This is a genomic window from Pseudomonas sp. EA_65y_Pfl2_P74, from assembly GCF_963970575.1.
Lineage (GTDB): Bacteria > Pseudomonadota > Gammaproteobacteria > Pseudomonadales > Pseudomonadaceae > Aquipseudomonas > Aquipseudomonas baetica_A.
The window spans coordinates 145,755-158,268 of the sequence record NZ_CAXAOQ010000002.1; the positions used below are offsets into that span (position 1 = coordinate 145,755).

Here is a 12,514-nt window from a genome sequence, read left to right on the forward strand (position 1 = left end):
AAAGTCACAGCACCAAGGACATGAATGTACACTTGTGCACTGAAATTTTTATTCAAGCCCCTTTTGAGGCTCGTTCGGGTGCCTAAGACTGCCGCACTTTCGCTTTTCACGCCAGTCGCAGATGGTCGAAAAGCCGTCACTACGACACCCAGCGCTGCAGAATCTGCTGTAGGTCATTGCGTTTGAACGGCTTCGCCAGATAATCGTTCATGCCCGCCGACAGGCAGGCCTCGCGGTCGCCCTGCAAGGCATTGGCGGTCAATGCGATGATCGGCACCGCGCTGCGTCCGGGCAAGCGGCGAATCTGCCGGGTCGCTTCGTAGCCATCAATGATCGGCAAACGGCAATCCATGAGAATCATTTCGAAATCGCTTGCTTCGGCATTTTGCACCGCTTGTGCGCCATCGGTGGCAACACTGACAGTAAAGCCCAAACTGCGCAGCATCGCTTCAATCACAGTCTGATTCACCGGATTGTCTTCCACGAGCAACACATGACGCCCCTCGCCGTGACCGCTGCTGTTCAATGCGCGTGGCGCTGCCAGTTGCGGCAACGCCTGCTTATAAAGAGCCAGCGGAATTTCCAGGGTGAATACCGAGCCGCGACCTTCTTCGCTCTGCGCGCGCAATGTCCCGCCCATGCGCTCGGCGAGAGTGCGGGCAATCGGCAGACCGAGGCCGGTGCCACCGTAACGCCTTGAAATAGAACTGTCGGCCTGCTGGAAAGCGTTGAACATCAACTCCAGGCTCTCGGACGAAATACCGATGCCGCTGTCGCGCACCGAACAGGTGAACCACAGCAGTTCGTGATCCAGCGACTGCCACTGCGCCTCGATGCTGACCCGACCCTGTTCAGTGAATTTCAAGGCGTTGCCGACCAGGTTGACCAGAATCTGCCGGATCCGCGTCGGATCGCCCTGTACCTGCAAACCGTGCATGTCTTCGGGGATCCGCAGATTGAGCGCCAGGCCACGCTGAACCGCGCTGTGCTGGAACGACTGGGCGCAGGCTGCGATGAGTTCGGCGAGGTTGAACGGGATATGCTCCAGTTCCAGTTCCGAACGCTCGATGCGCGAGAAGTCGAGAATGTCGTTGATGACCTTGAGCAGGTGTTCGGTGGACTCCGAGGCAAGCGCGGCGTACTCGACCTGTTCTTCGGTCATGTCGGTGGTTTCGAGCAATTGCAACATGCCCAGCACGCCGTTCATGGGGGTGCGCAGTTCATGGCTCATCATCGCCAGGAAGTCGGATTTGGCGCAGTTGGCCTTTTCCGCTTCCTCACGGGTCTGGATCAGTTGGGCCATGGCTTGATGCTGTTCACGACTGGCCTGTTCCAGCGCCTGAGCGAGGTTGTTGATGTGTTGCGACAGGGCGCCCAGTTCGGTGTCGTCGACAATCGGTAGCGGCGTTTTATAGTCGCCTTGCTGAATCGCCTTGACCGCATTGCCGATATCGCGAATCGGCTGCGACAGGCTGCCGGCCAGACGCCGCGCGACGATGAAGGTGAAGAGCAGGGCAAACAGCGCCAGAATAGCGGCCTTGAGCAGGATTTCCTGCTGACGCTGACTGAAGGCATCGTTGGACAGACCGACGATCACTCGCCCCAGATAATCCTCGTTGGCCGCGCCATTGCTGACTTTGGTGTCCTGGAAAAAATCATTGTGCAGGGCGATCCGTTGCAGCCTTACCGGCGCTTGAAAAACTTCGACCTGATGCGCACGGCTATGGACATTCGCCGGTTGCTCGACGTAGACCAGAATCCGGTTAGCACTGTCTTGCACTTCGATAAAGCGCACGTTGGGTGTTGCCAGCGAGGCTTTGAGCAGGCTCTCCAGCACTTCGTTATTGCCGGAAATCACCCCGTACTCGGTGGCGGGTGCCAGTTGGTTGGCGATCAATTGGCCGGTGTGGTTCAGCTCCTGGCGCAAATCCTGAATGCGCACGAAGGTAAAAAAGCTGATCAACAACAAGGTCAGCAACAGCGCCGGGCCCAGGCTGATCAACTGGGTCCGGGTGTTGATGTCCCAACGGCGACGGAAACTCATGGGCGGCTTTCTCCTTCAGCCAACGCTCTGGCGACTGACGCGTCATTTAACGGTTCGATCCCAAGGGAACGAGCCACCTGCGCATTACTTGAAACTTTAAAACGTTTGGGATAGAGGGCTGGCGGCCAATTGCCCGGCGGCTGGTCGAGCAGTTGGTCGAGTACCGCCAGCCAGTCGCTCTGATCGCTGTAGCTGCTGACCAGGCTACCGGCGCGGACAAACGCAACGTTGGGCCCCACCAGCGCCATTTGCTGCGAGTAACTGCTGAGCAGCAGGTTTTTCGCGGTTCTCGGGTTGTACAGATCAGGATCGTCGAGGCCCAGCAGCACGTCGCTGTTTTTCAGTACAGCTTGCAGGGGTCGGTTGTCGTGGGTGTTGTCCCAGCGTTGGCTGACGATTTGCAGATTCAGCGATTGAGCGGTCAGGCGCAGTTCCTTGAGCAGAAATTCGCTGTGCGGGTGGAACAACACGCCAACCCTGCGCGCCTGCGGCAACATCCGCCGGATCAACTGCAATTGACGGCCCAGTGGTGGATCGCTCCACAGCAGAGTCAACTGCGAGGGTTGTGCCGAGCCGAAACGCTGATGTGCTTGCACGCGGCTGATACGCAGCACCAGCGTTGCCGGGCCCTTTGAGTCTTGCAGGCGCCAGTCGAGGCTTGGCAGATCGAGCAGAATCAGGCGCAGTCTGGAAGGTAATTTTCCCGGTGCCGGGAGACTGGCCAGCGGCTGGAAACGCACACTGTCGGTCGGACGCAACTCGCTGAGGGCCTGAACGAAAGCCTGCACGCCGGGACTTTCTTCAGCCCCTGTGAGCAGAATATCGGCCGCTTGCACTGCGATGCCGTGCAGCCACGTGGCCAGAAACAGGCACAGCCCGGCCAGGCAGTGGCCAAGGGTTGGCGCCTTGCGTGACAGGCCGAGGCGCACCCTAGAACTCCAACTCGGCGCTGAAATACATCACCCGGCGTTCGTCGTATTGGTTGTCCACGAACGTCGTTGGCGCGTGATCGAGGCGCTGTTGCAGCACGCCGGCCAGTTGCAGTTGGGCTTTGCCCAGCGGGATGCGTTTGGCGATCCGCGTGTCGACCCGTTCAAAGCGATAGCCGTTGAGCGCGTTGTCGCCGTAATAGAAGAGGGCGCTGTTCCAGCCTTGGCCCCAGTCGCGCAGCCAACCGGCCGAACCGCTGTTGCGCGAGGTGAATTGCTGATCCAGCGGATTGCTCGCTTGGGCGTCGACGTAGGCGTAAGTGAAACGCAAGCGGTCGACCCTGCTCACGCGCCAGTCGAGTTGGGTTTCGGTGCCGCGAAAACGTGAGCTGTTGGCATTGCTGGCGATGTATTGGTTGTTGCGCAACGGCTCGCTGATCATCCCGGTGATTTCGTCGTAGAACAGCTTCACATCCAGTGCCAGTCCCCACTCTGCGAAATTGCCGTTGTAGCCCAGTTCACGCGAGCGCATGTGTTCCTGATCGAGATCGCCGGGGCCACGGGTCTTGACGAAATAACGCGCTGACGACTGGCCGTACGCCGTGGGCCGCAGGTTGGTCACCTGATAGCTCCAGTTGACGTTGTTCTCGAACATGTCCGGCGAGCGGATCGCCTCCGAGTACACCGCACGCAGACCATGGCGCGGGTTGATCAGGTAGTTGATCGCGAAGCGCGGGGTCAGCGAACTGCCGATCAGTTGCGTGTCTTCGAACATTGCACCGCCCTGCAACAGCCAGTGTTCGGTCGCGCGCCATTCCAGTTGGCCGAAGGCGCGCCAAGTGGTGTCGTCCAGCGTGCCGTTGAAGTAGGTCTCGGAATCGGCCCGGTCGTAACGATAGTTCATGCCGCTGACCAGGCGCAGGCTGTCGGACAGGCTGAGGGTGTCCTGCAATTCGAGGTCGTAACGCGACTCCCGGGCACTCTGGTCGATATCGCCGCACAGGGTTTGGCTGGCGCCGTTGCGCCATTGATCAAGCACCTGATTGGCCAGCGCCATTTTCTGCGGGCTGCCGGGCTCGGCGCCGGGGCCGGTGAACCGGGTGATGTTGCGCGCCAGGCGCTCGGTGTAATTGGGGTCGAGTTGCCACAGCTGCGTCAGTTCCGGGCTGAACGACACTTCGGCGTCGCAAGCGCGCCAGGTTTGCTGACGGTCCCAGTGCTGCGCCGATCCTTGTACATAAAGGCTATGTTCGGGATTGATGTCGAGATTCCAGCGCACCGACCCGGCGTAGTCCTTGGCCACCACGTCGGAGTTGTTCCCCGCGTCTGTAATCCCCGAGAACACCGGTCGGTAGGTATAGGGCCGCTGGTTGGTGCCGTCCTTCGCGTTGACCTGCCAGTCGAGGCTCTGGCTGTCGCTCAGGGTATGACTGACCGCTAGACTGAAACGGTTCAAGCGGCGGCTGTCGCGGTAATCGGCGCCTGTGCGATCGCTGTCGAAACCGTCGTCTTCTTGACCTGACAGCGACAGACGCAGGTCGCCGCCATTCCAGCCCGTGCCCTGGCTGGCATGGAAATCGTTGATGCCGCGCTGGCCTCGAGTGATCTTCAGCCGTGTGCCGTGGCTGTTCGCCGGGTGGCGCGTGATGATGTTGACCACCGCCATCAGTGCATTGGCGCCGTAGCTGACAGTGTTCGGGCCTCGGAAGACTTCGATGCGCTCAATGTCTTCCACGGCCACCGGAATATCGCTCCAGTCCACCGTGGCCAGACCCGCGCGGTAAACCGAGCGGCCGTCGATCAACACCTGCATGCGCCGCGCTTCGCTGGCGTTGGTGCCGTGGTAATTGACCACAGCCTGATTGCCGCTGACGTTGCCGACCATCATCCCGGGCACCAGGCGCAGCAGTTCACTGATGTCGCGGGCGCCGCTGGCGTTGATCAATTCGCTGTCGAGGACGGTCATGCTTCCCGGCACTTGCGCCGGTGTCTGTTTAAGGCGTGTGGCCGTCAGCACCTGCGGTAGCGACTCGCTGTCCATGAACAGGTCATCGGCCTGCACGACCGGGCTGAACAGCAGCGCGAGCAACAGGGACGAGCGCGATGAGGGAGAAGCAAAGAGCACGACACAGCCTATAGAGCGAAGAATTGGCGGGCATGTTAACCGAGGGCAGCGACTTTTCCAGTCACGTTATAGGCATTTTCCTAGGTTTTGTTGGTCTTCTTCCTACAAGTATCGGTAATTGACGCGGGGGCTGGCCGCGACGGGGTCGCCCCGTATAATGCCGACATCGCCACTGGTATGGATTAACGGATTGCATATGACTGAACAGCGCCCGATTGCGGTCCTGGGAGGCGGAAGTTTTGGTACCGCCGTGGCCAATCTTCTGGCCGAGAACGGCCATCAAGTCTTGCAGTGGATGCGTGACCCCGAGCAGGCCGAGGCCATCCGGGTCAATCGCGAAAACCCGCGTTACCTCAAAGGCATCAAGATTGTGCCGGGCGTGACCGCCGTCACCGACCTGCAAGCCACCCTCGATGCCTGTGACCTGTGCTTTGTCGCCCTGCCGTCCAGCGCGTTGCGCACGGTGCTGGCCGCCCACGCCGAACGGCTGAGCGGCAAAATGCTGGTCAGCCTGACCAAGGGTATCGAAGCCCACACCTTCAAGCTGATGAGCCAGATCCTCGAAGAGATCGCTCCGCAAGCGCGCATCGGCGTGTTGTCCGGGCCGAATCTGGCGCGGGAAATCGCCGAGCACGCACTGACCGCCACCGTGGTTGCCAGTGAAGACGAAGACCTGTGCAAACAAGTGCAAGCCGCGCTGCATGGCCGCACCTTCCGCGTCTACGCCAGCGCCGATCGTTTCGGTGTCGAGTTGGGCGGTGCGTTGAAAAACGTTTACGCGATCATCGCCGGCATGGCGGTGGCTCTGGAGATGGGCGAGAACACCAAGAGCATGCTGATCACCCGGGCCCTGGCCGAGATGACCCGGTTTGCGGTGAATCAGGGTGCCAACCCCATGACCTTCCTGGGGCTTGCCGGCGTCGGTGACTTGATCGTGACGTGTTCGTCGCCCAAGAGCCGCAACTATCAGGTCGGTTTCGCCCTCGGTCAGGGGCTGAGCCTCGACGAAGCGGTGTCGCGCCTTGGTGAAGTCGCCGAAGGGGTGAATACCTTGAAAGTACTCAAGGCCAAATCCCAGGAGGTGGGTGTCTACATGCCGCTGGTCGCCGGGCTGCACGCCATTCTGTTCGAAGGGCGCACGCTGGACCAGGTCATCGCGTTGTTGATGCGGGCCGAGCCGAAAACCGACGTCGACTTTATTTCCACCAGTGGTTTCAACTGAATCAGCAGGGAACGACCTATGAACGATCCAAAAATCGACACCAAGTACGAGTCCATCCTCCTGCGGGTGTTGTGGATGCTCATTTACGTGCTGGTCTGGCAAGTGGCGCAGTTCATCCTTGGCGCAGTGGTGCTGGTGCAACTGATCTATCGTTTGATCTATGGCGCTCCGAGCGCCGGCCTGATGAATTTCGGCGACAGCCTGAGCCAGTTTCTGGCACAGATCGGCCGTTTCGGCAGCTTTCACAGCGACCAGAAACCATGGCCGTTCGCCGACTGGCCTGCGCCGCGTACCCCCGAAGGCGAAGCGCCGCATGCCGTGCCGCCAGCACCGCATCCGGCCCGAGATGAGGAACCCAAGCTATGAAACTCTGGGTATTGCGTCACGGTGAAGCCGTGCCTTATGGCGCGTGCCCCGATGCCGAGCGGGAGCTGACCGAGCATGGCCGCCAGGAAGCCTTGAGCAGTGCGGCCCGTCTGATGGGCCAGCCGTTGACCGCGATCTACGCCAGCCCCTATCTGCGCGCGCAACAGACCGCGCAGATTGTCCGTGAGGCGCTGGGTTTCGAGCCGCCGATTCGCACGGTCGAGTGGCTGACGCCAGAGGTCGATCCGGACAAGGTCACCGATCAACTGGTCTCGGTGAGCAATGTGCTGCTGGTCAGCCATAACCCGCTGGTGGGCAATTTGCTCAGCTATCTGCAGCATGGCGCCGGGTATCCGCCCGAGAGGGTCAGCACGGCCGGGCTTGCGGAGCTTGAACACAGTGAGTTGCTGATCGGCTCGATGAAGCTCAATAGCCTCAAGCATCCATAACGTTGTAAACACCGCTCCCACATTTCGCTGTGTCGGGGGAAATTATTTGTTTGAATTTTCCAACCAAGCACTTGCTTGGTTGACTACGCTTGCTCCAGACCCAAAAAACAGGAGCGAGTCGCATGTCTGCCGCATTCCGTTTGCCGCTGGACGTGTTTTACGAACGCGAGGCGCGGCACCCGCGCCAGCGCTTCCTCGTACAGCCAGTCGGGGGCGGGCAGGTCGAAACGCTGACCTGGGCCGACGTCGGCCATCAGGCCCGCTGCGCCGCGCATTGGCTGCGAGCGCGCGAGTTGCCGCAGGGCAGCCACATCGCGCTGATCTCGAAAAACTGCGCGCACTGGATCATCGCCGACCTCGCCATCTGGATGGCCGGGCACGTCTCTGTGCCGCTGTATCCCAACCTGACCGCCGACTCCGTGGCTCAGGTGCTCAACCACTCGGAAAGTGTGTTGGCGTTTATCGGCAAACTGGATGATTGGCCCGGCATGTCGAAAGGCATGCCCTTGGGCCTGCCGACCATCAGCCTGCCGCTGCATCCGGCCGGCGACTTCGATTTCAGCTGGGCCGACCTGCAACGCAGTTCACCGATCCAGGACGACCCGCGTCCCGCCGCCGAGCAACTGGCCACCATCATCTACACCTCCGGCACCACTGGCCTGCCCAAAGGCGTGATGCACAGTTTCGCCAACCTCGGGTTTGCGACGACCCATGGCACGCAGTTATTCGGGCTTAACGAGCATGATCGATTGCTCTCCTACCTGCCGCTGTGCCACGTCGCCGAGCGGATGTTTGTAGAGTTGGCGTCGATCTACACCGGGCAGACGGTGTTCTTTGCCGAAAGCCTCGAGACTTTTATCACTGACTTGCAGCGTGCGCGGCCGACCGCAATGTTTGGTGTGCCGCGAATCTGGAGCAAATTCCAGATGGGCGTTTACAGCAAGATTCCGGCAAAGCGCCTGGATTTGCTCCTCGGCCTGCCGTTCATCGGCAAGCGGGTCGGGCACAAAGTGCTTGCTGGCCTCGGGCTGGATGCCTTGCACGTCGCCCTGTCGGGCGCCGCGCCAGTGCCGCAAACCTTGCTTGCGTGGTATCAGAAACTCGGGCTCGACGTCCTGGAGGTCTACGGCATGACCGAGAGCTGCGGCTATTCGCACATCTGCCTGCCGGGTCAATACAAGCAGGGCTGGATCGGTAAACCGTGCCCGGATGTTGAAGTGCGTATCGATGAGTCCGGTGAAGTGCAGGTACGCAGTCAGGCGAACATGCTCGGCTATTTCAAGGAGCCGCAGAAAACCGCCGAAACGATCACCGAGGACGGTTTTCTGCGCACCGGTGACAAGGGCGAGCAGGATGCCGAAGGGCGCCTGCGCCTGACCGGTCGACTCAAGGAGATCTTCAAGACCAGTAAAGGCAAATATGTGGCGCCGGCACCGATCGAAAATCGGCTGGCGGTGCATTCGCGTATCGAACAGGTCTGCGTGGTGGGCGATGGTTTGAGCGCGCCGCTGGGCTTGTGCGTGCTCTCCATTGTCAATCAGGAAGAGGGGCGGGCGAGTCTGCATTCGAGCCTGGAAAAACTGCTGGAGGAGGTCAACGCGGTGCTCGACAAGCACGAGCGCCTGCGTCGACTGGTGGTGGTCAAGGACAGTTGGGCGGTGGAGAACGGGTTTCTCACGCCGACCCTGAAAATCAAACGCAACGTCATCGAAGACACCTACGGCGCGCGCTTCGAAGAATGGAGCGAGCGCAGCGAGGCGGTGCTGTGGCAGGATTGAGCGACCACTAAAACAACAAAGGAAGTCTGTGATGAGCCTGTGGCGCACCACTCCCGACATCGAGCAGTTGAACGCAATCCAGAAAAACACCATCGGCGAAGTGCTGGATATCCGTTTCGAGGCGTTCGACGAACAATCACTGACCGCGAGCATGGTCATCGACCATCGCACCCACCAGCCTTACGGCCTGCTGCACGGCGGCGCCTCGGTGGTGCTGGCTGAAACTGTCGGTTCTATGGCCAGTTATTTGTGTATCGATGCCAGCCAGTTTTATTGCGTGGGGCTTGAGATCAACGCCAACCATTTGCGTGGTTTGCGCAGTGGCCGGGTGACGGCTGTGGCCAAGCCGATTCATATCGGTCGCACCACGCATGTCTGGGATATTCGACTGACCAGCGATGAAGGCAAGGCCAGTTGTGTCTCGCGCTTGACCATGGCAGTGGTGCCGTTGGGGCAGACACCACCCTTGAGTTGAGTCATACGCTACGTCGTCTGATAACACTCATGGGCAGGTCGCCCGCGTCGGGTGTTTCCGGGTGATAACCGGCGGGTGTCGCATCTCTCCAAATCCGGTTCGCTGGAGTGAAACGATCCAGAGTGAAGTCCCCATCGTCGTACCTGGCCAGCTCGAAGGCGCCACGCTGCACATGCTGGCCCAGGTATGTGCGGGCCTCGGTGGGGGTGGCCAGGCTTTCGACGACTGCTGATTGTAAGTGGGCGTTTTCGATTGTGTTCGTTAGAGGTTCGGCGAGCAATGTCAGTGAGGCGGTCAAGGTTGAGCCGGCGGTACGTGTTACGACGCCGTATAGCCATTCCGCTGCATTCGGCACAGAAAGCCGATTGCGTTCCGGGCTGCTGTAGTCACCTCCACGCAATGAGTTGATCGTGGTTGTGGACGCTCCATCCAGGCCTTCCACGGTAGCGGCGACAGTGATATCCAGGCCAGGTGGCAGATTTGCCCCGAGCGCACCGTCAGCAAAAAGAACGGCTCCATAGAAGGCGGTGCGCCAAGCGGTCGTGGTGCCGCTTGGCGCAATCGTGACGCTGGGGCCGACGCTGGCGAACGCGCGTTGGCCTGCTTCCCTTGTCATGCTCTTGGGCACACTGGCAAGTATGCTGATGGCTGTCATGTTCAAGGTTTCCCGCTCAGACAGGTACGCATACAGTGGAGCGGCGGCTCCCGCCGCAGCGCCCGCCAGCCCCAAGATACCGGCCATGACTTTCTGTGTGGTGCGGTTGTAGTTGCGGCTGCTGGCAATACGACTGCCTGCTCCTATCCCCATGGAACCACCGGCCAACGCACCCACCATGCTGCCTGCTAGGGTCAATCCCAGATTGACACCCGGGTCTGGCGGTGAGTCCGGATCGCCGGTTGCCCATTGCTCCAACCCTCTTGCAGCAAAATATTTAACCGCTCCTGCGGCCAGTGCACTCACACTGTCCCGGCCAAAGGTTGCCAGAGCGGCGCCCACGCCTTCTTTCAGTGTGACCAGTCCCTGGAAGTCCACGTTCCCGACAGGGTTGCCGTGCACCATGGCAAACAGATTCAGTCCGTCCTGCACCCCCAGCGGGTCTGCATTGAGCCAGCGCTGAAGCCATGGCGTGTAGTAACGAAAACCGTAGTAATACAGGCCACTGGCATCCCGTTCCTTGCCCGAGTAGCGCAGGGTCTTGTAGCTCGCTTCGACCAGGCTTCGGCCCGCCCACCAACAGGTACCGCCAAACGGGTAATAGCTTTCCCGGGAGATCATCTGTGCCTGGGCGTCCAGTTCAATGGTGCTGGAGTTCAATTGATCGGTGAAGCTGTAGCGCTGCTGATGCTGGGGTATGCCGTGTGGTGGCGGTTTTTCAAAGTGCAACACCTGGATTGTCGCGCGACCGGCCTTGACGGTGATGACGTGTACGGTCTGATTCGGATCGGTGCGAGTTTCCAGACCGGGCAAGTAGCGCGTTTCACTGAGTCGTTGCACCGATGCGGTACAGGCCTGACGGATTTTTCGCAGGCGTTGACCGCTGCCGTCATAGATGTAGAACTCGCAATCATTCGGTTCACCCTCTCGAACCACCTGATCAACCTGTTGCAATTCATTGCGTCGATCCCATTGCAGCGTTTGCCCTTCGTCTTGGAGAAACACGCGGTTGCCATTGGCGTCGTAAGCGGCGGCAATCGCCTGCTCATCGGGCAGATGGCCGTCGGGGCTTTCCGGCAGGCTGCGATTGCTGGCGCTGGCCACAACCGTGCGCTCGGTGCGGTTTCCACTGGCGGCGCGGTGCTCCATCAACAGCAGATTGCCGGACGGATCATAGGTGTAAGTGCGCGTGTAGTTTTCCAACTGACCCGGGTCGGCAGGAGAGGCAAATGCCGGCAGCTGTGGCCCGCCCGCAGCGTTGCGGATCTGCCGGCCACTGGCCTCGATCAAGCGCGAGAGGCTGTCGTAACGGTAGCGGCAGATCGCGTCTGTTCGCTGGTTACGGTGATAGACAGCCGCCTCTGCGCTATCGCTGATGCGAGTGATATTGCCGACTGCGTCGTACGCGTAGGACAGATCCTGGAGGATCGAGCCATGACTGGTCTGGCTCCTCAGACGTTGCAGGCGGCCATCGTCGAGGCTGAATGTCGCTTGGGAGATCACGTCATTTCCCGCGCGTTGCTGCTCAATAAGCCCAAAGGCGTTGTAGTGGATATCGCTGACCAGCGTCTGGCTGTCGTCGTTTGCGGCCAGTGTCAGACGGGTTTCTTTCACATGGCCCGCCACGTCTTGAAGCTGTATCTGCCGATTTCCCAAGGCATCTGTCTGACCAACCGACTCGCCAAGGGCGTTGTAGCTGAAGTGGGTCGCGGCCGATCGGGTTTCCAGAAAAAAATCGCGATCGACTTTCACTTCCGGCCAGTCCACCGCCCACGCGGGATCGGCACTGAAGGTGCGACAAAGTTGCAGTGGTTGCCCGCTCATACTGAGTTCAGTGAAGTGCAGGGTGCCTGCGGTGTCGTCATGCCGAATCAATCGGCCACGGCGGTTATGGTGGACTTCATCCGGATCATCGAAATAGGTGAAGCGCTCCGTACAGTGTTCAGGCTCGTCGCCAGACTGCTCGAAAGTGGCGCTCGGTCGTCGCAGAGCATCATGGACGATACGGCTGTGGTTGCGTTTCTGATCCCATCCGTCAATGTGAGCGCCGTCCTCTGCGAGCAAGCTCAGGCGCCAGCCTGCATCGCTGTTTTCACTCGACAGCATGGCGCCTGACAGGCTGAACACATTGCTCTGATTCGCCGGGCCGGGTTTTTCAGGTGTGTGCTCGCGGAACAGTCTGGGATCGCGACTCAATACCGTGCGCCCCGCTGCATCATGCGTCTGGTGAGTGATGTAACTCTCGGGTGCCAAAGTCTCATCGCGACGATGGTAATTCACGCTGCGTAATACCAGGCCTCGAGCGTCGAAGGCCTGGATGGCGGGTGTATTCGCGTGAGTCATGGGCGCCGGCAGCTTTGATGAGGGTGATCCTCTTATCAGCCTGAACACGGCGTGGGTCAACTGACAGAACTGACAGTTGACAAAAACACCCACACGGCGGTGCGTCGGATATAGCCATGGCGCGACTG

9 protein-coding genes are annotated in these 12,514 nt (G+C 60.1%); 5 read left to right on the plus strand and 4 right to left on the minus strand.

Features of this window, described 5'->3' with window-relative positions; translation table 11 throughout:
- Window positions 1–139: 139 nt before the first annotated feature.
- The 3 genes from AACY18_RS02125 to AACY18_RS02135 are packed head-to-tail and all read right to left on the minus strand — an operon-like array spanning window position 140 to window position 5,098.
- Complete coding sequence (locus AACY18_RS02125; protein WP_339430829.1) at window positions 140–2,044, minus strand: response regulator; 1,905 nt, start codon at window positions 2,042–2,044, stop codon at window positions 140–142.
- Window positions 2,041–2,973 carry an ABC transporter substrate-binding protein gene (locus tag AACY18_RS02130; protein WP_339464083.1) on the minus strand — a complete coding sequence of 311 codons (933 nt, stop codon included), beginning with the start codon at window positions 2,971–2,973 and terminating at the stop codon, window positions 2,041–2,043. Before AACY18_RS02130 ends, AACY18_RS02125 begins: the two co-directional genes overlap by 4 nt.
- Window position 2,974: 1 nt before the next feature.
- Entirely contained in the window at window positions 2,975–5,098 is a 2,124-nt protein-coding gene (locus tag AACY18_RS02135; RefSeq protein WP_339430827.1) for a TonB-dependent receptor plug domain-containing protein, read from the minus strand.
- A gap of 196 nt (window positions 5,099–5,294) precedes the next feature.
- Here AACY18_RS02135 and AACY18_RS02140 point away from each other — a divergent pair, with 196 nt between their 5' ends.
- The 5 genes from AACY18_RS02140 (at window position 5,295) to AACY18_RS02160 (ending at window position 9,388) form a co-directional block, all read left to right on the plus strand.
- On the plus strand, window positions 5,295–6,320 hold the full coding sequence (locus AACY18_RS02140) for an NAD(P)H-dependent glycerol-3-phosphate dehydrogenase (protein WP_339430826.1): 1,026 nt from the start codon (window positions 5,295–5,297) through the stop codon (window positions 6,318–6,320).
- Between the two features lie 18 nt (window positions 6,321–6,338).
- Window positions 6,339–6,686, plus strand: a complete 348-nt coding sequence (locus AACY18_RS02145) for a DUF4389 domain-containing protein (RefSeq protein WP_339430825.1) — start codon at window positions 6,339–6,341, stop codon at window positions 6,684–6,686.
- Entirely contained in the window at window positions 6,683–7,135 is a 453-nt protein-coding gene (gene sixA, locus AACY18_RS02150) for a phosphohistidine phosphatase SixA (RefSeq protein WP_339430824.1), read from the plus strand. Before AACY18_RS02145 ends, sixA begins: the two co-directional genes overlap by 4 nt.
- 122 nt (window positions 7,136–7,257) lie before the next feature.
- The gene (locus AACY18_RS02155) at window positions 7,258–8,913 is read left to right on the plus strand and encodes an AMP-binding protein (protein WP_339430823.1); all 1,656 of its coding nucleotides are present in this window, start codon (window positions 7,258–7,260) and stop codon (window positions 8,911–8,913) included.
- A 31-nt stretch (window positions 8,914–8,944) separates the two neighbouring features.
- The gene (locus tag AACY18_RS02160; protein ID WP_339430822.1) at window positions 8,945–9,388 is read left to right on the plus strand and encodes a hotdog fold thioesterase; all 444 of its coding nucleotides are present in this window, start codon (window positions 8,945–8,947) and stop codon (window positions 9,386–9,388) included.
- 1 nt (window position 9,389) lies between these two features.
- On the opposite strand, the gene AACY18_RS02165 is transcribed toward AACY18_RS02160, so the two are convergent.
- Window positions 9,390–12,386 (minus strand): RHS repeat-associated core domain-containing protein, encoded by a 2,997-nt coding sequence (locus AACY18_RS02165; RefSeq protein ID WP_339464084.1) that lies wholly within the window; start codon window positions 12,384–12,386, stop codon window positions 9,390–9,392.
- Window positions 12,387–12,514 lie beyond the last annotated feature (128 nt).